A 23164-nucleotide genomic window follows, 5' to 3' on the forward strand; every position below is an offset into this window, starting at 1 on the left:
TTGGATTATCATAGGGCATTTATAAGCAAATTGAGGGGGGACCATTCATGGCAACACGGGGGAAAAATAAACGGTATACGAAAGAAATAAAATTAGAAGCAGTCAGGCGTGTACTGGAAAACGATGAATCCGTACAATCGGTAGTCGATGATATGGGTATTCGCCATAGAGATAATGTATATGTATGGATTAAAAAATATAAAAAGAACGGAAATATTGCCTTCGAAAGGTCTATTGGCAAAACACAGGGAATCAGCTATTCACCTTCCATTGATGATGAGGTGAAAGAACTCAGGATGGAGGTAGACACGTTAAAAAAGTACTTAGAAATTTTACAGCAGGGAGGGTGAAGGAACGGTTCGAAACGATCGATCAGCTGAAAAATAAATACCCAGTAGATGGACTATGCAGCATTTTGGAGGTCTCGGTACAGAGCTTTAATTTGTATAGAAAATCTATCATACAGCCGGAAGATTTTATAGAAGAGAAGGCAGGCATTTATGGGGTGTACCGAATTGCATCAGAATTAAGGAAAGAGTATGGAATAGGCTGAAATGCTGTTGTATATACGGACAGGACCGTGTCAAAAGAGGCACGGTCTATTTATGCTGTTTCGTTTCATTATAATGAACATATCGTTCGTTAAAATAAAAAGAAAAACGCAGAAAATAAGAGCTTATGCAAGAAAATTGTTCTTTATACAGATCAAATCGTTCATTTTAAGCATTTTCAAATCATCGCGTTCTATTTATAATAGATTTATGTTCTTTATAAAGAATATATGGATTGGGTATTGGAAGGGGGAGCGTGCGTGATGTCGTTCGTATCTGGACTTGGAGCTCGTTTGTATCAATTTCTTACTGATGAACTAAACCAATCTGTTAATCAAGGAGAAGTTACGGCTTCCTTGATTGAAGAGCTTGCAGGGGGATTTTTAGATAGAGAAGGAAATTATTTAACTTTTGCACAAAAGAAACAATTGATAAACGAAGCCGCAAGCAAGGTAATCGGATACGGACCGCTCTTCCCGTACCTGTCCGATCCGCATGTAAACGAAATTATGGTCAATGGACCGAAAGATGTATATATAAATGTCAACGGCAATTTTGAAAAAGCGCCGGCATGCTTTCGCAATGATGCACAAGTAATGCACGTGATTGACACAATGGCTTCACAGTATGGTCTGCGGATAGATGAATCGTCACCTATTATGGATGCAGCATTATCAGATGGCTCGCATATTCATGCAATCATTCCACCGCTCGCACGATATGGCCCGGTTATGACCATACGGAAATTTATAAAACCCGCCATCAATGATTTAATTCGAATGGGCACATTAAATGAAGTGATGGCCGACTTTTTAAAAACAGCTGTAGAAGCTAAACGAAATATTTTTGTCATTGGTGAAGCGGGTTCCGGGAAAACCACTACATTAAATGCGCTATCCTCCTTTATCCCGGAGAATGAACGAATTGTTACGATAGAGGATTCTGCTGAATTGAACCTAACCCAGGATCATGTAGTATCCCTTGAGGCGAATAGTAGAGTTAGCATTTATGATCTTGTGCAGAGCTCCGCTAGAATGTGTCCGGATAGAATTGTTGTTAGCGATGTACAGGGGTCAGAGATTGTGCCTATGCTTCAGGCAATGAATACAGGTCAGATAGGGAGTCTTGGAACAGGTTATGCAGGCACACCAAGGGAATTGCTTGCCGAATTTGAAATGGTCGTGCTGAAGACAGAGCCTCACCTCTCGATCCGGGCAATTCGTGAACAGCTAGCAGGTGCGCTCGATTTGATCGTACAGCAAACAAGGATGAAGGACGGCACACGAAAAATTACCAGGATTACAGAAGTACAAGGGCTTGACCGAGACACGATCGTTCTTCGGGATATTTTCACCTGCCAGGACCAGCAGGACAACTACCAGTATTGTGTACGTTAAGTGAATTTAATCTAAAAAAGTCGAATTCCTTTATGTGAAGGAATCGACTTTTTTGTGGCTTACCTACTGTTGATACCAATATAAAGCAAGGTCATTCATGGTCGAATCGTACCCCTGCTGCCGTAGCATTGTTGTTATGTTGCCCCGGTGATATGTGCCATGATTAGCAACATGAAAGATAATTTCCGAGTAAGCAGTTTCTCTGGCACCAGCCCATGGATTGTTCACATTAATTTTCAGTTCCAAATTGTTTTGGCTATCTATCCATTCTTCATACTGTAAAGCCAGCTCTTCAAAATACGTAACAAATTCGTCTGCGGAATATAAATTAGCCTTTTCAAGGAAAGGCATAGGATATTCGATAGCTTCTTTCATATCCATTCCTTTCAGCACTTGTAACCACATAGCATCTACCGCATAGATATGGCTAAATGTTTTCGCAATGGTCGGATAGGAACTGCTGACCTCTTCATACAGGACATTGTCTGGTAATTCCTTTATTCTTTCCAGCAGCACCTTATTCGCCCAAATATGGTATTGGTACATATTTTTTGCATGATTCATTTAACATCTACTCCTTTTTATCGGTGATAGCTGTATTATAAAAAAGGATGTATGACAGCACCCTGTCATACATCCTCATAAAAATTTTAAAATCTTTTTCAAAATGAATAGTTGGATGAAGTATACCTGTTAGCTGTCCCGTTTTGTCAGAAAGTGCTAGCAGTTTCGTGAAGGCTAAATACTTTTCAATGGGTGAAAGAAGTTCTATGATAGAATTTTGCAGGATTTTTATAGAAAGAAGTGTCTTCCATTGTTAAGGATTTGTAAAACGATCATTCAAATTGCCATCCTGTATGGTATTTATTTAATCGGAAACTGGATTCAGCATGTATTGGGTCTATTTATTCCGGGGAGTGTTATTGGTCTCATTATTTTATTTATTCTCCTTATGACCAACGTATTGAACGTAGCGTGGATCGATAAGGGTGCGAAGTTTTTCGTTGAGCATTTAACGCTATTCTTCATCCCCGCCACGGTAGGAATTTTAAATTATTTTGATGTGTTTTCCGGAAAGGGATTTCTGTTAATTATAATTGTCCTCATCAGTACTGTACTTGTTATGTCTGGGTCGGGATTTATCAGCCAGTGGATTATGCGGAGAAAGGAACTGAAACAACATGATTAACATACTGATCGGAGTCGCTGCAATTGCTGGCACATTAATCATTTATCTATTTTCCATAAAAATACATGAAAAACACAACTATACATTTACCGTTCCTGTCATCATTGCAACGTTTGTCATTGTTATGGTGCTTGTTGTTTTTCAAATCCCCTATGAAACGTATATGCTCGGCGGTGACTGGATTAACCATTTGCTTGGCCCAGCGGTCGTTGCACTCGCCTATCCGCTTTATCAGCAGCGTGACGTACTGAAACAGCTGCTGTTTCCCGTGTTTTGCGGAACGTTTATCGGAGCATTTGTCGGTGTGTCGACGGGAATATTGCTTGCAAAATGGGCTGGGTTTGATCAATTGATTATATTCTCCCTAGCACCAAAATCTGTCACGACTCCCGTTGCCATGGCTATTACAGACGCTGCAGGCGGAGCAACCCCGTTAGCTGCCGTATTTGTGATGATCGCGGGAATCGGCGGTGTACTGCTCAGCTCGACCATTATGAACTATTTTAAAATTGATCATTATATCGGCCGCGGTGTCGGAATGGGCTGTGCTTCCCACGCAATCGGTACAGCGACTATTATGGAAGAAAGCCAGCTCTCCGGGGCAGTCAGCACCATTGCTATGGTCGTCAGCGCGGTAGTTGTCTCTATTATTACACCTGGATTGATAGTATTATGGATGTAACGAGGTGATGATAGATAATGAAATTGAATCATGATACCCAGTACATTAAAAGTCTTGATTTGAAAAGGGATCTCATACCGTCGTACACCACCTTTCCATTCAATTTGCCTGTTATTAAAAAGTTTGAGAAGGTCGCGTTCCATCCGAATGTGACCTATATTATTGGCGAGAATGGTATGGGAAAATCGACACTGCTTGAAGGAATAGCGGTTGCATTGGGCTTTAATCCTGAGGGGGGTACCCTTAATTTTAACTTCTCCAGCTATGATTCCCATTCCGTTTTAGATCGCTATTTGCGTGTGGCAAGGGGATTTTACCGGCCAGAAAACAGCTTCTTTTTCCGTGCGGAGACATTTTATAATGTCGCAACCTATATTGAGGAAGTTGATAGCGACCCTCTTGGTGGTGCAGCAGTAATTGACGGGTTTGGCGGAAGATCGCTCCATGAGCAGTCACACGGGGAAGCCTTCTTTGCTGCGTTTATCAATCGATTCCAAGGAAATGGGATTTATATTTTGGATGAACCGGAAGCAGCACTCTCCCCATTAAGGCAAATGTCGATGTTAACCCGCATTCATGATCTGGTGAATCAAGGTGCACAATTTATTATCTCAACACATGCACCAATTCTCATGACATACCCAGATGCAAAAATTATTGAGCTTACGGCTGATGGATTGGCCGAGAGAACCCTGGAACAAACTGGCCATTACACCATTATGAAACAATTTTTTGAGAACAAAGAACGCATGCTTAATCACCTGTTTGAATCGGATGGAGAAAAGGACGGATCAGATCAATGAAAATAACAATCGTAGCGGTCGGAAAACTAAAGGAAAAATACCTGAAGCAAGGCATCCAGGAATACTTAAAACGGCTTACGGCATATGCTAAGGTTGATATTGTTGAGGTCGCTGATGAAAAGGCACCAGAGAATTTGAGCGAAGCGGAAGAGAATGAAGTTAAGCGCAAGGAAGGCAGACGGATTTTGTCTACTATTTCACAGGATACGTATGTGGTTACATTGGAGATCAATGGGAAAATGCTAACTTCAGAGCAGCTTTCGGCTAAAATGGACGAGCTTGCTACGTATGGGAAGAGTAAGGTAGCATTTGTGATTGGTGGGTCTTTAGGGATTAGTGAAGACGTGCAGAAGCGGAGTGATTTGGCGTTGTCGTTTTCTAAGATGACGTTTCCTCACCAATTAATGCGGATGGTTTTGTTGGAGCAGGTTTATCGGGGGTTTCGGATTTTGCGGGGAGAACCGTACCATAAGTAAATGAGGTTTTTGGAGAAATTCCAAAAATATCTGCAGTATATTACTACAGTAATTTTTTATATGAATGTTGTTATAACAGTGTTTAATAAATTTTTACGGGTTATATACTGCAGAAAATTGGTTTATATATTGACATTCCTGTAGTATCTGTTGTAAAATTAATCACAGATACGAAAGGAGTGCTTTTGGTGGCTAAAGTAAATTTCTTGATGCAGGGGCTAAAGGAGAAGGAAAACCACAGAAATAACCTAAAAGAATTAATAGAAATGGAAGATGCAAAAGAAATTATTCTAAGCTCTGCGTTTCTTACAAGTGATGGTGTATATGTACTGAAGGATAGTCTATTAAAAAACAAGGATAAAATAACCGTTTATGTAGGTTGCAGGAATGGTATTACCTCAAAGCAAGGTGTTTCAAGTTTGCTTGATTTAGGAATAACTACTTTTGTTGTAGATACTGGAAGTCGAGGATTTATATTTCATCCCAAAGCCTCCTTAGCAATAGGCTCTACAAAAGCATTATCTAACGTCGGAAGTGCTAACCTCACATATGGAGGCTTGATTAATAACATTGAATCAAGCACCATTATTGAATTAGACATCAACAATAGTTCGGATAAAGGTTACGTTGATGAATTCTTAAAAACATTTAATAATTTTAAGCAAGATTATCCTGAAAATGTATTTTCAGTAAATACAAATGAAGTGGTTGAACGATTATTTGATGAAGGTAGATTGGTTGATGAAACATCAACGAAGGAAATTGTAAAAGGTAAAAGCAAGGGCGGTAAAAGAATAGCACCTACAATGGTGTTATCAAGAGAACATGTTTCTATTCCTAGAAAAGCGAGTATTCAAAAACCTGTTACTTCAAATTTTAATCAAAACAAAAATCAAGATACTGTGTTAATTGCTGATAAGGGCTTAAGACTTATCGAAGAATGGAAAAGTAAAAAACTCACCAAAAGAGACTTAAATATTCCGAAAGTTGGTGGAAATACTCATGTGACGGGTTCGATGCTTTTAAAAAAAGGACAGTATGATGTTGACCAACAAGTTTATTTTCGTGAGGATGTTTTTGCTAATCTAGAATGGGCTCCAAAGCCTAACAAACCCGACCATTTTCATTATACAAAGGCAGGCTTTTATTTTGTTATTGAAGGTGTGGACTATGGGAAATATGAATTGGAATTGAAGCATGATATCAGAACTAACACCAAGACGTATGAACAAAGACAACCTATGACTCATTTACTTTGGGGAGATGCCAGAGAGCTAGTTGTGAATGAGAATTTGTTAGGGAAAGAGTTAACATTGTATAGTGTAAGAGATACTGTAGATGAATATCTGATTGAGATAGATGCAAAAACTGAAAACTAAGTCTACCTATTTCCAAAGAGTACTTATAACAGGTACTCTTTTTTATTACTTAATTTTGCGTTTCTTCAATGGGAACCAAGGTTCTATAAAGGGTTGGAATTTGTACTTGGGTTATGTAAATGTTCAATCTAATTATTTCATTTAAGACCTTGTTCTGCTTACTTAACTTGTTTGATAGCTACTTTTTTAAACTTACTATATGAACCTATGGTTTAAGGTTTATATAATAATTTAAATTAAAGGAATAAGGACAGAATGTATGATAAAATAAAAAGCGGTGATAAAATATGAAGTTAAAAGATAATGCAACACCTGAAAAAATTAGAGGTGCATACTATACCCCTTCTGATTTAGCTCAGTTTTTAGTGGAATGGGGATTTAATAAAAATGTGGAGACTGTACTTGAACCGAGTTGTGGAGACGGTGTTTTTCTAGAATCTTTAAAAGGACTGGATAAAAATTTTAGTTGTATAGGTGTAGAACTTTTTGAATCGGAAGCTGAAAAAGCAAAACAAGCAGTTGTAAATGATGAGAGGTTCAAGGTAATAAATAATGATTTTTATGACGAATATGAAAAGCATTTAACACAAGCTGGTTTTGATTTGATAGTTGGTAATCCTCCATATATTAGGTATCAATATTTGACAGAGGAACAAAGAGAAGAGCAATCAATTATTTTACAGAATAACGGAATGAACTCAAATAAGTTGATTAACGCATGGGTTTCTTTTGTAGTTGCTAGTGTGCAACTTTTAAATAATGGTGGAAATATTGGTTTAGTAATACCTGCGGAGTTATTACAAGTAAAATATTCAGAACAGTTAAGATTGTATTTAATGGAACAACTACAGAAAATGACAATTGTTACATTCCGAGAGTTAATCTTTCCGGATGTAGAACAAGAAGTTATTTTATTAATGGGAGAAAAAGTATCTGAATTTAATGGTGACCATCTAATAAAAATTCTTGAGTTTGATAGTATTAAAGATTTAGTTGAAAACTTTGAAGAAGTCGACAAGAATGTGGCTTACAAAGAAGTAGACTTATCAACAACAAAATGGACAAGGTATTTCTTAAATCAAAAACAGAATGAAGCAATTGACGAAGTTAGAGGTGATAATAGATTCTTTCCGTTTAATACAATTGCTGACGTAGATATTGGGATAACTACTGGTAATAATAAGTTTTTTAGTGTTAATAAAGAAATAGTTAAAAAATATGACCTAGAAAGTGTTGCGATACCTTTAATCGCCAGAAGTGTAAATATACCAGGAACTATATTCCGTAAAGAAGATTGGCTTAAAAATGTTGAGGCAGGTGCCAATACTTATTTATTAGATTTTAATGGTGTAAAAGAAGAGGAATTTACCGAGGGTCAAAGGAATTATATTAAAGAAGGTGAAAAAAGAGGAGAGCATACAGGTTATAAGTGTAGAATAAGAAAGAAATGGTATTGTATTCCTTCTATCTATACTCCAGATGCATTCTTCCTCAGAAGAAACCATCTTTATCCTAAATTTGTGATGAATGACATTGATGCAGTTAGTACTGATACTATGCATAGAATTAGGTTTTCACTGTTAGCGGATAGAAAAAAAGCCACCTTAGCCTTTTATAATAGCATTGGATTAGCTTTTACGGAATTAGAGGCAAGAAGTTATGGTGGTGGAGTCCTAGAAATATTACCGGGGGAATTAGAAAAAGTCACCATACCCAACCTTGAGGATATTGATATTAAGGAAGAATTAGTGGAAGAATTATTAGCTGAAATTGATAAGTTAACAAGAACTAATAAGGACATAATTGAAGTCTTAAATTTAATAGACGAAGAAATTCTTGTTAAGAAAATGGGTATATCGAGGGATTTGGTAGATACTTTTAATGATATATGGAAAACCTTAAGGAGCAGAAGATTGAGCAGAGGTTAGTGAATAACTTGTAAGAGATAAATATAATTTTACCCTGTAAAAAGGTTTTTGAAGAGTCTCCTCTAAAGAAAGTGAACTATTCGATAATTTGCAAAAAAGCAACCTAAAATTTAGATTATATCGACCCCGAAGTATGTTAATACTTCGGGGTTTTTTATATAGGAGGTTAAATAAATGAAATCTGCAAAAAGAGTGAATATTGTAACCGTTAAGTTAGTAAAAGAATCTAGTTTACTTTATAAGAAGAGAAGCGTCGGCTCACCTGAAGACGGTTATGACTTAGTGAAGCAATTCTTAGAAGACAAAGACCGTGAGCATTTCATTGTAACAACATTGGATACTAAAAATCAGCCTGTATCAATTAATATCTGTCATATCGGAAGTTTAAATGCGAGTCTTGTTAGTCCACGTGAAATTATGAAAACGGCAATTCTATCATCAGCTGCAAGTATTATAGTGGCACATAACCACCCGTCAGGTGATGTACAAGAATCGAGAGAAGATATAGAAGTTACTGAAAGGCTCGTTGAAGCCGGAAAACTGATGGGGATTGAGCTTCTTGACCATTTGATTATTGGAGATGGCAAATATACATCGTTAAAAGAAAAAGGTTATATCTAAGGGGGGAAAATAATGTGTTATTACAAAGCCGAACACTTTGCAACCTTTATGTCTTTGGAATTCGATATAGATATTGACGAAAAACAGGTAGGAGAAGAATCAGTCCTTTTGTACAAAGAAGAACTTGATAAGAATCTTGTTTCAACAGAATTGATTGGTATTAGTCCTGAAATGGTGTTGGTACACTTTTGTGTTTATAATACTAATGAACATGAGTGGTTGGTTTGTGTGGCATCTGATGCTGATACAAACCAACCACTCTTTTTAGTTTGTCTTAAAGACGGTATGAAGGTTTATGAAGAAATATTGCTTGGAACTAAGGAGAAGTAAAAATAACAAATTTAGAAAAATACTCGTATCTAGATATTATGACTTAGTGGAGATTAACTAAAGGAATCGTGTAAAATAATTGTTATCAAGTCTCGGTAATGACTTACCGAATCTTCTTAGATGACTCAAGAGAGGTAGGACTTTAGCATGTCGAAAAAAACATTTAACGTAACAGACCTAACGAAAGAAGTTTATGGAAATAGTGATACTAATTCTGGTACTTTTGAAACCAATAGAAAAAGAATTGAAAGACATATAAAAGGTGTACAAGAAATGTTGGGACAATCTCGTAGAACGTTTGAAGCTCCGATAGACCAGTTAGACGATTACGTTTTGTTAATTAAAAATCTATTGGACAACCCTGAAAATAATGATGCCTTAAAATTAAATAGAAAGATGATTAATGGTCAAGCTTTAGAGGAGAAAAAAGACAATAAAGCTTTAAAATCTTTAATTAAAATTGTGGCTGAAGCTGAACATAAAAAATTGATAGACCAAGACAAAGAACTATTTGAAAAATGGCTAGAAGACCAACTTAGTGATAATTATTACATTGCAAGTGAAAAAAATCTTGATGAAGTAATGAGGATTGTCAAAAATGATTTTTCGCTGTTTGATGACCTGAATAGTCTTGCATCAAAGTTGGAATTCCAGGAAAAATATATGAATGACATAAGAATGGTAAGTTCTATGTACAGACTACAAGTCGAAGAGCAATTGTTATTCGAAGAGTGTTTTCTTGAAATAATGAACTCTCATCCTGATTTAAATGAGAAAACAATGTACACTATGGCAGATTTTTTAGAACTACCTCCCCCAATCCAACAAGAAATACGAGTTCTAATAGAAAAAAAACGACAAAAACCTTCTGAATTGTAATGATTCAGAAGGTTTTTGTTATGTCAAGGATTTTTTTTGGTTGGATTTCCCCATAAACATTTCCGTGAGTATTTTTCAATCACCCAATAAAATTAGAATCGTAAACAAACAAAACAACTACGGAGGTAATGTTTATGATTCACAAAAAAAGTAACTATCAAATTGCTAACTCTGCATTAACAGAAGTTAGAAAAGACCATTATGACGGTGTGAATTCCATATATCGTTTGGCAGCTACAGTACCTATACCAGATGGCACACCAATTGAGGGTATATATCGATTATTAAATCGATTAATTAGTCAACTCTCAACCTTAGAGGTGCGAGCCAATCGAATCTTCATAGGTAATCATTCGTTTGATATTGATTTTTATCCAAAAGGCTATCAAATGGTTATGACCCGAGGTCAATATGCAGGGTTGCAACTAGAACTTGCTGAGTTCTTGAACAAGTCACGAATTAAAGGAATAACAATCCAAAGTGGTTCCTTCATTGATGACCCAGATGGCTCAGTAAAATCCGTATGCAACGACCTTATCAACTTTTTCCCTGAATTTAATTCGAAATGTTTTGGTGCTTATGATGGTGAGTCAATCGAAGTAATAAGTTTAAACACGCAGATGATTTATGAGGAGGTAGCATAATGGCTTTGAAAAAAGTGAAGCGTCCAGTTTTGAAAGGTGAACAAGAATTTATTGAATCAAGGAAAAAAGATGCTAAACACTTGGAAGAAGTATCTTCCTCCCAAGTGGATAGGAATGTAGATGAGTTTCCAAAAGCTCATCTACATGAAACAATTTCATTACAAGGAATCTCTAATGAAAATGAAATGTCAATAACTGAGTTACCACTCATTTCATTTACGGGCGGTCAGGCTAGACTAATACGAAAACCGAAGCTACCAGAGGGTAACTATTTTTTTCGAATTAACAATGTGACATATAAGAAAAATTTTAAAAGTAAGTTTGGAGCTAATGGCTTAGTTCTATTTCATTTCTCAATAGGAAAATCTGAAGATGATACACCGACTCAAATTACTATTTCATTCTCGTTTTCTTATCATTATGAGTCACCTCTTATGCAGTTTGTTAATAACTTCGCTCCGCTTTTCGATGAGGAAACAATTTCTTTTGATGGATTAGTGGGTTGTTGCGGTGTTGGTCGTATTTATCATCATCAGACAGCAAGAGGAAGTATATATGAACGAATAAAAGTTGAAAGTGTTAATTTGTTTAATTAATTGAATACAAGGTGACAGGGAATTCTCTTGTTACCTTGTAAAAGGGAGAAGAAAAATGAAAGTAAACGAACAACAGACAGAAAAATATTTGTTGTATAGCCCTATTAAGAGAGTCAGACTGTTAGAAGGAACAGGAACATTATCTACACTACTCCACGAAATAAAGGATGATAGAAAGCTATCAATATTAATGACTGCGGTTCATATCGTAGCTGTAGGGGAAGAGTATGCTTTTTTTACTGCATTAGTGAAACATGCACCCAATGTTCGAGACTCTGAAATAAACGTATTATATGATTCTGCCAATATTACCAATGATTCCATGGTTCCTGAGAAATTAATTGAAGAATTAAGACTGGTGCTGAAAGTTGGAAAAGCAGAAGAAAGAGGCTTTTTATATGATGAAAAAAAGAATCGATATAGTTTCAATGCTAACGTGTTTGCTAGACACTTTCTGCAGAGATGTCATATACGCTCCACAGAAGACGGAAGGTTGTTTCTTTACAATTATAAAGGTGTTTATGAAGAACTTTCAGAAGTACATCTGGGAAAGCTTATTCGTAGCGTGATGCATGAAGGAAAGTGGAACAGTTGGAAAAGTACTTATGAGGTTGAAATTTATAAAGCTCTCCAACGAGAAGCTAATACAGTCGAAGAGATGAATGTACATCGAAACTATCTGAATGTCGAGAACGGTATGCTTGATTTGAGTACCTATACCTTACTTGAACATTCACCAAAGTATCTATCAACTGTTCAGATTCCAATTCATTATGATGCAAAAGCAACTGCGCCAAAGTTCCTTTCTTTTCTAGATGATATTACATGTACCGACGCAGGATTAGTCTCTGTTCATCAGGAACTAATTGGATATTGGCTAACAAGTGAAACGAAAGCTGAAAAGGCAGTCTATTATTATGGTAGTGGTGCAAATGGAAAAAGTGTTTTAGCCTCGATTATTACTGAACTAGTAGGGCCACAGAATGTTAGCAGTGTACCGCTATCAAAATTCAATGACCAATTTGGTTTGGAAAGTATGATAGGTAAAGCATTGAATATATCTGCTGAAAATGAGATGGGCGGTAAGGCATTGAAAACAGAAAACTTTAAGGCGATTGTAAGTGGAGATAGTATCACAATTAATATTAAATATCGACCAGCTATCACTTATCGACCATTTTGTAGACAAGTATTCCTAGTAAATAACCTTCCTGATTCTTCCGATGTGACGGAGGGTTATTTTAGAAAAATTATTATTATCCCATTTCCTCGTACTTTCAAAAAAGAAGAGCGAGATGTGAATCTTAAGAATGAGTTATTGAAGGAACTACCTGGCATATTAAATTGGGCTATCGAAGGCTTAAAACGCTTAAGGAAAAATAATTATCAGTTTAGTTCCTCAAAAGCAATTGAGTCGTTGCAAGAATCCTATTATAACGAGCAAAATCCAGTTCAAGAGTTTTTCGATGAATATGTAGCCATACAAGATGATAGTCGTACCAAACAGTCAGCTTTTTTCAATATGTATATTCGATGGTTGGAAATCCAAGGAATTGATGATAAAGGAACGAGGTCTCGTCAGGTCTTCTGGAGATACTTTAAAATCATTCTTAATAATGAAGGTGTGGCTATTAATAAAAAGAAAGTAAAAGGGACTATTTACTTTGACGGATTGAAACTACAAGATTTTGAAGAACAAAACTCAAGATTAAACGAAAACATTATTCCATTTTAGGGGGTCTAGGGGGAGTGGCAAAAGTAAAAATGAGCGGAAGATGAAAATGAGTATCGGAACTGAGAAAAGTTTTACTCTAACATACCACCCTCTCCCCCTTGCTACCTATTAAGAATTTAAATATATATTATTATCTGGATGAGGAGAATATTCGTATGGAGAAAAAGAATAGAAACATTTATGACTATGAAAGTATAGTAGATATCTTAGCTGAAATGGTTACAACTTATTTAGAGAAAAATACACAAGGAGAAAATTAATTATGAATAACTCTAATGAACTTCGAATTGTAATTTATACAAGAAATACAGCGATAGAACAACCACAAGGTCGATATCTATATAGAGACGTATACTTGTTGAAATGCTTATATGAACGAAATGGCTATCCAATAAACAAGATATATCGTGAACCTAGTTCCAAGATACGTCCATCAGAACGTCCTGTACTAAAGAAACTATTAAAGGATGAACATTTGGCAACGAAACGAGATATGCCATTATCTAACTTGGCAAAATTAATTATTGGTAAAGAGCAGATTTTGAAAGGAGGTGAATGGAATGGCAGTACAAACAGAAATGCTTCTTAATGAATTTGCAGGCACAATTGGTACAAGTGCCAGTAAAAAAGCCGCTATTTATGCTAGGGTCTCTACTTTAGAACAGGCTGAGGAAGGCTATAGTATTGACGAGCAGGTTAGAGTATTAAGAGAAATGTGCGAACGTGAAGGTTATGCCGTACATAAAGAATATATTGACCGAGGCAAAAGTGGTAAAAATATCAAAGGAAGACCTGCCTTACAACAGCTATTACATGATGCGAAAAGTAAAGATTTTGAAGTGGTAGTTGTGTGGAAGGTAAATCGCTTCTCCAGAAAAACAAAAGATTTACTTAATATTGTTGAAGAATTAGAGAGTAAGAATATTGTATTTCGTTCTTTTACAGAACGATATGAGACAGAAACACCTGCAGGCAAAATGCAATTTCGAATGTTAGCAGTTATAGCTGAATTTGAAAGAGACAATATTGCTCAAAATGTAAAAATGGGAATGCTTGCCCGTGCAAAGGAAGGCTCCTGGAATGGTGGACGTGTACTTGGCTATGATGTAGTCAGCGTACCAGGTGAGAGTCGGAAAAGAAAATTTTCATCATTAGTTGTTAATCAGACAGAAGCCCAAACTGTTAAAAAGATATTTGATTTATATGTTCAAGGGCATGGTTATAAATCGATTGCTAATAAGCTTAACAAGGAAGGACATCGTACCAAGAAAGATAAAGACTTTTCTATCAATGGAGTAAAAACTATTTTAAGTAATCCTCTTTATGCAGGCTATATTCGCTACAATGTAAGAAGAGATTGGAGTGAAAAAAGGAGAAACAATATTAATCCTAATCCTGTCATCGAAAAAGGACAGCATGAGCCTATCATTTCAAAAGAGGTGTGGGAACAAGCTAAGACTATCATGGCGAGCAGAAGCAGGAAACCAAATCGCATACACAGTGGCGAGTTTCCACTTACAGGTATTATGAAGTGTCCTGAATGCGGCTCAGGGATGGTTATAGGTCGTACAACCAATAAACTAAAAGATGGAACGAAAAGAGTATTGGAATATTATGTTTGTGGTGCTTGGAAGAATAAAGGGTCAACAGTTTGTCATTCGAATGGTGTGAGGACAGATTATGCAGATAAATATGTAGTAGAGAAGTTATCTTCGATAGCTACGAATGAAACATTGATTAAACAGTTAGTTGACCAGATTAATAATAGAAATGCCAATAAATCTTCACCTTTAGAACATGAATATGAGACATTGAAGAAGGCTATTGAAGCTAACCTTAAAAAGAAAGAAAAAGTGCTGGGGTTATATGAAGAAGATTTGATACCCAAAACAGACTTGGCACAGCGATTGACAGCCTTAAATGAGGAAAAAACAAGGTTAGAAGAACGTCTATATCCTATAGAATCTCAAATGGGGCAAGGTGGCACTCCAAATATAGACTTTACCATGGTTAAACAAGTCATGCAGAACTTCACAAGTGCTTATAAGGAGTCGCTATCAAGGGAACAAAGAAAACGCCTGATGCATCTGCTTATTAATCAAATCACCATTGGGAAAGAACGAAAAATTGAATCTATACAAATACAACTAAATAAAGAAGTGGCAAAACACTTCACCTTTAACAGAGGAGCAAATTCGTCTATTACAGATGAATTTGCTCCTCCTTTTTCTATTCTCATTGATTTATAAAAAGGAGCGAAAACATATGAGTGTTATTAAAGTTTTTAGGAATTATATGCAGGAACATCATCCGCATTTGGAACATGAAGACTGGAAAGCGGATGTAAGATTATTATCCGCCAAAGAAATCCAAAACGTAAATATTAAGGCTTTATTACCTCAAGAGATTAATGAGCCTATTACATGTTGGCTATTCTTCTATGATGGAGGTCTAAATCATGTTGTCTGTTTACTGCAAGATAAAAAGGGTGTAACAAACCTTGGGATTAGCCTGTTAAAGAATGGTGAACCAGTAAAGCCTATAAGTTTTTATAAGTGAAGACAAGCTTAAATAACCAAATAATTCTTGATTTAATCTGGAACTTATTTAGTTGCAGTTTATATGAGTTGAGGCTTAAAGGGAGGTGGAAAAATGATTTCAATTGATTTGTTCAAAGCAGGTGTTACATTTGGTGTTTCTATTTATATCTTGATTCGAGAAGGTATTAGAAGTGAGTTTAATAATTATTAGGGAGGAATAATAATGCGATACTTTTTGATGGGAACAGTTGTAGGTGTTATGGTTTGTTATTCGTTTGAAAGACTTCAGAGGTCACGTTGGAGTTGTAGTAGATGAAGAAGATTCATTCTATTAAGGATATAAAAAATATTATAGGTCAATTACCCAATGATTGTTTTGAGTATATAAGTCAAGAATTTCATCATTTATATGATTATTTAGGTAATGGTGAAGCGAAAGAAGACTTTCAGCTTGAAACTTATCAATCAATGATAATAATTGAGGAAATTAGTGAGTTAGAACGAATTTTGAAAGACACTCCAGAGCTTGAATTCACCGAATTAATTCAGTTAGAGTCAAATGCTTGTATGAGAATAGGAATTTATCAAGTAGAGGATATCCAATTACATTACTTTTTTAAATAAAAGTTCATTTTTCCTAATATAAGTAAAAGCGATGCATGGAAGAATTTATAGTAAATGAGAATTAAAAATATATTCTTAGGATGATAAGCTTAAAATATAGAGTCATTGAGTAACAAAAATGGAAAATTATTAGTTTTAAAGTAGGAAAAATATTGATTTATCTGATAAAATAGCCATATATTTAAATTAATAAACTATTTGAATGGGGCTATTGTATGCAAACTAATTTTGAGGTATTACAAGATATATTTGTAAATAGTACTGCTAACTATTCTATTAATGGATTGTCAGCATTTTTACTTTCAGATGAAGAAGAACCTTTTAAATTATATAAGCTGAATATGTCTACTCACGAAGATTTAAGAGCTATCATTAGAAGAAATCTTGAAAATGCTACTGATGCTCAGTTATTTCCGTATCACGATAACACATCTCCAGATGGTAATGAGAGCGTCTCATTTTTGAAGAAAGATGATGTTCCAAATTTTCAAGATATTGAGCATCTTATTGTTAATGATAACTCTGTAGGACTGACAAAAAGCATTTTTGAAGAGTCTTCAAAATCTATGAAAGGATACGTAATTGATGTAATTGTTACAAATAATACTACAGCAGAAGAATTTCATGTACTAGTATTCTCAACACTCTCAAAAGCTAACTTTTATAAGCCTAAAAAGAGTCTTTATAGCTTCGGAAATGAAGATGGAGACCTACTTCAAAAAATTGAGGTATCACACTTAGAATTGAACGAAAAATGTTGTGCTTTTAGTATTAATGATGAAATTTTTGTAACACATGGATTTTATTTTGAACGGTTATTTAAGTACGAAGAACATATTGAGAACCATTCAACAGCAATCTTAGGAAGTATTAATGGGAGCGGTTTAATAGATAACTTTAATGTTTTAGAATCTCATTGTAGTACGAATAAGAACTTTAAAAAGAAACTTTTCACAATAAGTACCGAAAGCAAGTTTGACCATGTCACCTTTGATACTTTTAAGAAAGTCAAAGAAACGGTGGTAGACGGTTTATATTTTAGTCTAGATACTGAAAAGAGAACTATTAAAATTGATGAAGAAAATAGTCATAAGTCAGTAGACCAAATAATAAGGGTTATCAATGACGAGGCAGCAGAAACATTGGTAAGTGAAACCAGGATTTTTGCTAACCAAAGGATAAACATTGGTTAATTTTTGTGGTTAGAAAGGATATATCATGGGAAATAAAGTTGAATTTATTTTAAATAGAGTTTTTAGGTATATGCTTTTTCTAAGTTCCTATTTGCCCCTTTTTATGATTTTGTTCCTAATGAATATTAATAACCTTACACTATGTATAACTATCTGGGGGTTAATGGCAATCACAATTTTGACATTAAAATGGTATTTAGATAATCCGTTAAAGGCAAGTCCTAATATTCCAGTTAAACTAGAGAGAATTAATAATAGGAGCAGTGAAGCTTTAAATTATATAGTAACATATATAATTCCTTTCATTTCATTTAATTCAAATATTTTTAATAGTGAAGGCGATTTAAATATTCCAACTATCTTTGCATTTTTAGTACTGTTTTTAGTTATAGGGAATCTTTATATGCACAATAACCTTTATCACATTAATCCAGTATTAAGCTTATTCTATGATATTAACGTTGCAAAGGGGACTAAGGGTGAAAGTTTAATTATAGTTTCAGACAAAGGAAAAGATGTACCGTTAAATTCAACTGTATTCATGAGAAAATTATCTCCCGGAGCATTAATGTATGTAATGAAACCCCAAAATGTCCTTTCATATAGAAAGCTTGTTATATTTTTAACAAGTTTTTTAGTACTTCTAGCTTTGTGGAACGAAGAGTTTAATGGTTATGTATTAAAGATTATTACTTTTATCCTTTCTTTTATAAAAAACCTCATTTAGATTTACCACGGAGAACCGTATCGCAAGTAGTGGTAAAACAAAGAGTGGAAATTGAGATTAGAAAAAGTATATTTGACCAATTAATTAGTTAAAATAAGTGATTACAGCCATCCGATTGAACCAGTTGTGCCCTCTTTTTGACCCAACTCTGCCACGAATTTGAACCATATAGCACATAACTTGACCACCCCACCTATATAATGAAGGAGCACATGAGTGCAAATATCTTTGCAGAGAAGGAATTAGAAGAAGACGCAGTTGTCAAGTTTTACTTTACAACTGCTAAGGACAGGAAAAAATATAAAACAAAACACTACAACCTAAAATAAATATTCTACTTTGTGTCCATGTATCCATTTAAAATCCACATTTTGTTATAATGAAAGTAGGATAATAGGGTGTGAACGTATGGCAGTAACAGGATATCCAGACTATACGTATATACTTTTATAAATAAACAGAAAATTGGGCAAGTTTACAGAGGAATGTAAAAGGAGGAGACACATTTATGATCCCAGCAGAAATGGATCCCATTTCAATCACGACAATAAGAGAAAATGGCATGAAATCCATCGTCGATTGGTTCGATCAACATATGCAGTCGCTCTATTTTCTTGGTTGGTCTTATCTCGGGAATCAACAGCAAATGGAAGAGCTATTTTACCAGTCTATAATAAAGGTCCATAAGGAGTTGCCGCGATTTAATAAAGAAACATCAATCAAAACGATGGTTACCTCCACTTTTATACATACCTGCCGGGAGCTTTCTAAAAATAGAAGTTTACAAGCTTTTGAGGAAAGTGAACAAACGGAATTATTTCAAGCACTTGATCATTTGAAAGAGATTGAGAAAGAAGCGGTGGTCCTTACCTATATAAATGGACTCTCTCATGAGGAAGTGGCACATCTTCTCCAAGTTTCAGTAGATGAGTTGAAAGAGCATTTGTTTTTTGGAATCCAGTCACTTAGAAAAGGGATGGATGATGGGTCGTCCTTTAATGGCTGTAAAGAATATCATACATATTACATCGATTACTTGGAAGGAACACTGGATCGGTCAAAAAATATTGATTTCGAGATCCATATTTATCATTGTCTAAACTGTCGAAAGGATTTGGCTGCCTTTCAGGATACAATGCTAAATCTGCCGGAAAGGATAGAAGAGTTACGTGTGCCATCCGGTTTTATGGAGAACGTCAGAGCTAGGCTGGCAGACCAGGAAAAACACAGACAACAGAAGAACAGGAAACGTAAAAGAATGGGGATAGGTTTTGCAAGTGTTTTCGTATTATTAATGGGTTTAGGCTTTTTTACGGGGGCGTTTACCAACCTCTACTATACATGGACAGTAGATGATCAGGAATTGCGTGCGTTTCTGCAAGAGGACCTGGGTGAAAGGCTGAACCTGGAAGCTGAAAGCAATGGGGTAAAAATTAGAATTAAGAGCGTGATTGCTGATGATATACAGACGCTTGTCTTTTATGAAATAGAAGATACAAACGAAGAAAATCAATATGTTATAAGTTTTGACGATGGTTTTTTTGTAGAGAACGGATATGAAATCATGAATAATGAAGCATATCCAAAGTACTATCCTCCTGATCTTGAATCGGATTTAAACCAAAAAGATAGGAACGTGTATCATGGGAAGATTAGTATGCAGCCACTCATAAAGGATAAAGGTACTATCAAACTTAAAATTACTCAGCTTCGGAAATTGATTCATGATTCCCCTGAACGGAATAGTTTATGGGCTTATGGGGAGACGGAAAAGGAAACAGGAGAGTGGAACTTTGAGATCCCTGTAACCAAACAGCCATCTAAAGAATATGTATTGCATGAAGAAATAGAAGTCGAGGGGATTCCGGTACGATTTGATAAACTAATTTTTGCTCCAACAGCAACGATTCTGCAATATGCGATTAATAATAAACAGACAGAGAAGCAGATAAACAATCTTAATTTTAACACGCTAGAAGTGAATGATAAAAAAGTGAAAGCTGATATGTATGGCGGAATCTTTTTAGAAGGAAATATGGGTTGGACCACTTTTCAAACACACTTCGACCCGATTTTTGGAGAAAAGCCAAAAGAGGTAAACGCTCAATTCGATTCTGTCCACCTAATGGTTGAAGACCAAAAAAGAATTGAACTGGATGCTTCTCAAGAATATCCTCAAACCTTTGAATATGCAGGAAGTAAAATCTCTATTGATAAGGTGGAAATCGGAAAACCCTCCAAGGTAGTCATAAGTAATTACGAAATTAAGAATCGAGCATTTGAGTCGCTCAACTTAAATATTTTGGATGAGAATAAGAACGGAGTGAATTCGATGGCAATAGATTCTCAAGGGGTACTTGTTGATAAAAATGGGGTTGAACAGGATATGGATGTTAACCCTATAACATATGAAGAGATTGAGCAGCCCCGATATTTCGATACTGTTCTAAGGATGTCGTTAAACAATGACAATGCAGAAAAAGTGATTCCTAAAACACTGGTTATTCATGGATATAGTACAACGAAATATATGGATGATGTTGTGAGTTTTTCGTTGGAATAAAGGGAAATTAAATTCTCTAAGTTTCAAAAGCTAACTATTTGTAGGGGCAATATTATCACATTAAAGGTAATCAAATTATAGTTGTATCTTTTGTTTACAACAAGATATTAGCGGCATAAAGGAAGACTTATTCGCATATGTAAATCTATTTTTTCATAGTTTTATAAATTCGCTTTATCAACATACGAAAAATCCCTTGAATCATCATTCGGGGGATTTTTTATTATTACTCGTTCAAATTTGATACAAATAAATCGTATCGTTGATTAAATGCTATTAAAACAATTGTAACAAACCCTGTATATGCAGGGTGCATTCGATACTACTCGATTTTTGAAGTTAAACGGGTTTGGATATAACCGCGTCAATAAATGCTTCTGGATTCTTATCGAGCTTTTTACAGATTAGATAAAAGTTAAAAATCTTCTTTAAATAAATCAAGGTATTCTGATAATGCTATAGATAATCTTTTTCCCGTAGGCTCCATGTATGAATACGTAATAGTTGTGCTAACTTAAGGGCTGTTCCAAAGAATTGCATAAAATCAGCTGGAATTGTACCTGCCATAGCAAATTCACCTGGGATGCCTGTAGCAAATAATCTTGAGTAAGTTGAGAGTGAATTATTCTCCCTTGGGTTCTTCTCCGCACGTATAACTTTGAATAATTTCCAAAATGTTAATGACTTTTTATGTTATAAGACAAGCTACCCAATGCATATCTTGTACCACTAAAGGGGTGGCACAATGACTAATTTATTGTATTTTGGTGATAATTTATCTGTAATTAAAAGTGAAATAAGAAATGAAGCAGTTGATTTAATATATTTAGATCCTCCATTCAATAGCAATAGAGATTACAATCAGATATTTACTAATAAGGACGGTGAGAGATCATCTGCACAAATTAAAGTGTTTGAAGATACTTGGTATTGGAATAATGATGCCGAAAAATTATATTTAGAAACAATAAAATATTATAATAACCATCTCGTATCAAACTTTCTAATTTCAATGAGACAATTTTTAGGGACTAACCAAATGTTGGCTTATTTAACTATGATGGCACCTAGATTATTAGAAATGTATAGGGTCTTGAAACCAAATGGGGTCTTATTTCTACATTGTGATCCATCCGCCTCTCACTATTTAAAACTGTTATTAGATGCAGTTTTTGGATTTAAAAACTTTGAAAATGAAATTATTTGGTGTTACAGGCAAGGGGGAAGAGGAAAAAGAAATTTTGCAAAAAAACACGATACAATCTACTTTTATGCAAAGAATAAAGAATACACATTTAATGCTGATGATGTTCGGGTATCTTATGAGGGTACTGGTGGTTATATTAACAATAAGAATAATGGCGGTAATCTAGTAAACGGTAAACTATATAAGCCTAATCCAAACGGGAAAATTCCAGAGGATTGGTGGGATATACCTGCTTTAACCCCAACATCAAAAGAAAGAGTAGGGTACCCAACCCAGAAACCCTTAAAGTTATTGGAAAGAATCATTTCTGCAAGTTCTAACCCAGGTGATGTAATTTTGGATCCATTTTGTGGTTGTGGTACTGCAGTTGTAGCCGCTGAAAAACTAGGCAGGAAATGGATTGGAATTGATATAACCCATATAGCAATAACAACAATAAAAGATAGATTAATTGACGAATTTGGGTTGCTAGCCGATTTTAATATTCAAGGCGAACCAGTTGATATAGAAGGAGCAGAAGAATTAGCAAAAACAAATAGATTTCAATTTCAGATATGGGCACTTTCGCTTTTAGGGATGAATTATAAAGAGGATTATAACTCAATAACGAAAGGCGCGGATGGTGGTATTGATGGCATTAGGTATTTTGAAAATGGGAAAGAAGGAAATTTAAGGAAGTCTATTATACAAGTCAAGAGCGGCAAAGTGTCTGTTAAGGATATAAGAGAATTAAATACCGTTATTGATTATGAGTCCGCTGATATGGGGGTATTTGTTTCCTTAAGACCACCTACAAGAAATATGGTAGTCGAAGCGGCTAGGAGTGGTTTTTTTACAGATTATAAGGGTAATGATTTTCCGAAAATAAGGATAGTTGAGGTGAAGGATTTATTATCTCATAAAATAATGCCATTTAATATTTTTCCAAGCTAATTAACCATTCTTTTTTAATAGGTACTTATTGTTTTCAAGTTAGGGATGATTAAGGCGATGTAATAGACAGAAAAGATTAGCAATCAAACTTAAATGAATACACTGGTAAATTCCTCTGCACTCTGGTATATTCTTTTGCAATGAGTGGTAAAAAGAAACGCACATTC

At 35.1% G+C, this 23164-nt stretch carries 24 protein-coding genes; 23 read left to right on the forward strand and 1 reads right to left on the reverse strand.

What is annotated here, in order from left to right; all coding sequences use genetic code 11:
- Positions 1–47 precede the first annotated feature (47 nt).
- The 3 genes from IEV74_RS11035 to IEV74_RS11045 all read left to right on the forward strand — a co-directional run bounded on the left by IEV74_RS11035 (position 48) and on the right by IEV74_RS11045 (position 1948).
- A complete protein-coding gene (locus IEV74_RS11035) occupies positions 48–350 on the forward strand; it encodes a transposase (protein WP_188455447.1) in 303 nt (100 codons plus the stop codon).
- The gene (locus IEV74_RS11040) at positions 347–553 is read left to right on the forward strand and encodes a hypothetical protein (RefSeq protein WP_188455448.1); all 207 of its coding nucleotides are present in this window, start codon (positions 347–349) and stop codon (positions 551–553) included. The genes IEV74_RS11035 and IEV74_RS11040 overlap by 4 nt, the downstream gene beginning before the upstream one ends.
- A 261-nt stretch (positions 554–814) precedes the next feature.
- Entirely contained in the window at positions 815–1948 is a 1134-nt protein-coding gene (locus IEV74_RS11045; protein ID WP_229683143.1) for a TadA family conjugal transfer-associated ATPase, read from the forward strand.
- 63 nt (positions 1949–2011) lie between these two features.
- Here IEV74_RS11045 and IEV74_RS11050 read toward each other — a convergent pair whose 3' ends face one another.
- Positions 2012–2512, reverse strand: a complete 501-nt coding sequence (locus IEV74_RS11050; RefSeq protein ID WP_188455450.1) for a DinB family protein — start codon at positions 2510–2512, stop codon at positions 2012–2014.
- A gap of 250 nt (positions 2513–2762) precedes the next feature.
- Between IEV74_RS11050 and IEV74_RS11055 the strand changes: the two genes are divergently transcribed.
- The 20 genes from IEV74_RS11055 (at position 2763) to IEV74_RS11155 (ending at position 22997) form a co-directional block, all read left to right on the forward strand.
- The gene (locus IEV74_RS11055) at positions 2763–3137 is read left to right on the forward strand and encodes a CidA/LrgA family protein (RefSeq protein ID WP_188455451.1); all 375 of its coding nucleotides are present in this window, start codon (positions 2763–2765) and stop codon (positions 3135–3137) included.
- Entirely contained in the window at positions 3130–3819 is a 690-nt protein-coding gene (locus tag IEV74_RS11060; RefSeq protein ID WP_188455452.1) for an LrgB family protein, read from the forward strand. Before IEV74_RS11055 ends, IEV74_RS11060 begins: the two co-directional genes overlap by 8 nt.
- Positions 3820–3836: 17 nt before the next feature.
- Positions 3837–4622, forward strand: a complete 786-nt coding sequence (locus IEV74_RS11065; RefSeq protein WP_188455453.1) for an AAA family ATPase — start codon at positions 3837–3839, stop codon at positions 4620–4622.
- Positions 4619–5098 (forward strand): 23S rRNA (pseudouridine(1915)-N(3))-methyltransferase RlmH, encoded by a 480-nt coding sequence (gene rlmH, locus IEV74_RS11070; RefSeq protein ID WP_188455454.1) that lies wholly within the window; start codon positions 4619–4621, stop codon positions 5096–5098. Before IEV74_RS11065 ends, rlmH begins: the two co-directional genes overlap by 4 nt.
- Before the next feature lie 188 nt (positions 5099–5286).
- The gene (locus IEV74_RS11075) at positions 5287–6477 is read left to right on the forward strand and encodes a hypothetical protein (RefSeq protein ID WP_188455455.1); all 1191 of its coding nucleotides are present in this window, start codon (positions 5287–5289) and stop codon (positions 6475–6477) included.
- A gap of 287 nt (positions 6478–6764) precedes the next feature.
- Positions 6765–8405 carry an Eco57I restriction-modification methylase domain-containing protein gene (locus IEV74_RS11080; RefSeq protein WP_188455456.1) on the forward strand — a complete coding sequence of 547 codons (1641 nt, stop codon included), beginning with the start codon at positions 6765–6767 and terminating at the stop codon, positions 8403–8405.
- Between the two features lie 174 nt (positions 8406–8579).
- Positions 8580–9026, forward strand: a complete 447-nt coding sequence (gene radC / locus IEV74_RS11085; RefSeq protein WP_188455457.1) for a RadC family protein — start codon at positions 8580–8582, stop codon at positions 9024–9026.
- A 12-nt stretch (positions 9027–9038) separates the two neighbouring features.
- Complete coding sequence (locus tag IEV74_RS11090; protein ID WP_188455458.1) at positions 9039–9356, forward strand: hypothetical protein; 318 nt, start codon at positions 9039–9041, stop codon at positions 9354–9356.
- 147 nt (positions 9357–9503) lie between these two features.
- Complete coding sequence (locus IEV74_RS11095) at positions 9504–10235, forward strand: hypothetical protein (RefSeq protein WP_188455459.1); 732 nt, start codon at positions 9504–9506, stop codon at positions 10233–10235.
- Between the two features lie 134 nt (positions 10236–10369).
- Entirely contained in the window at positions 10370–10879 is a 510-nt protein-coding gene (locus IEV74_RS11100; protein WP_229683138.1) for a hypothetical protein, read from the forward strand.
- Positions 10879–11475 (forward strand): hypothetical protein, encoded by a 597-nt coding sequence (locus IEV74_RS11105; protein WP_188455461.1) that lies wholly within the window; start codon positions 10879–10881, stop codon positions 11473–11475. Before IEV74_RS11100 ends, IEV74_RS11105 begins: the two co-directional genes overlap by 1 nt.
- Positions 11476–11530: 55 nt before the next feature.
- Positions 11531–13210, forward strand: a complete 1680-nt coding sequence (locus IEV74_RS11110; RefSeq protein WP_188455462.1) for a DNA primase family protein — start codon at positions 11531–11533, stop codon at positions 13208–13210.
- Positions 13211–13472: 262 nt separating this feature from the next.
- Positions 13473–13799, forward strand: a complete 327-nt coding sequence (locus tag IEV74_RS11115) for a hypothetical protein (RefSeq protein WP_188455463.1) — start codon at positions 13473–13475, stop codon at positions 13797–13799.
- Positions 13771–15459, forward strand: coding sequence for a recombinase family protein (locus tag IEV74_RS11120; protein ID WP_188455464.1), 1689 nt, complete (start codon positions 13771–13773; stop codon positions 15457–15459). The genes IEV74_RS11115 and IEV74_RS11120 overlap by 29 nt, the downstream gene beginning before the upstream one ends.
- Before the next feature lie 16 nt (positions 15460–15475).
- Positions 15476–15769, forward strand: coding sequence for a hypothetical protein (locus IEV74_RS11125; RefSeq protein ID WP_188455465.1), 294 nt, complete (start codon positions 15476–15478; stop codon positions 15767–15769).
- Positions 15770–16062: 293 nt separating this feature from the next.
- On the forward strand, positions 16063–16374 hold the full coding sequence (locus tag IEV74_RS11130; protein ID WP_188455466.1) for a hypothetical protein: 312 nt from the start codon (positions 16063–16065) through the stop codon (positions 16372–16374).
- Between the two features lie 215 nt (positions 16375–16589).
- Positions 16590–17567, forward strand: coding sequence for a Kiwa anti-phage protein KwaB-like domain-containing protein (locus tag IEV74_RS11135; RefSeq protein ID WP_188455467.1), 978 nt, complete (start codon positions 16590–16592; stop codon positions 17565–17567).
- A gap of 70 nt (positions 17568–17637) precedes the next feature.
- Positions 17638–18294: a KwaA family protein gene (locus IEV74_RS11140; RefSeq protein WP_506016884.1), complete on the forward strand. Its 657-nt coding sequence runs from the start codon at positions 17638–17640 to the stop codon at positions 18292–18294.
- A gap of 508 nt (positions 18295–18802) precedes the next feature.
- Positions 18803–20857: a sigma-70 family RNA polymerase sigma factor gene (locus IEV74_RS11145; RefSeq protein WP_188455469.1), complete on the forward strand. Its 2055-nt coding sequence runs from the start codon at positions 18803–18805 to the stop codon at positions 20855–20857.
- 745 nt (positions 20858–21602) lie between these two features.
- Positions 21603–22997 carry a DNA methyltransferase gene (locus tag IEV74_RS11155; protein ID WP_188455470.1) on the forward strand — a complete coding sequence of 465 codons (1395 nt, stop codon included), beginning with the start codon at positions 21603–21605 and terminating at the stop codon, positions 22995–22997.
- Positions 22998–23164: the final 167 nt, after the last annotated feature.

Source organism: Virgibacillus oceani, assembly GCF_014638995.1.
Classification (GTDB): domain Bacteria; phylum Bacillota; class Bacilli; order Bacillales; family Amphibacillaceae; genus Virgibacillus_E; species Virgibacillus_E oceani.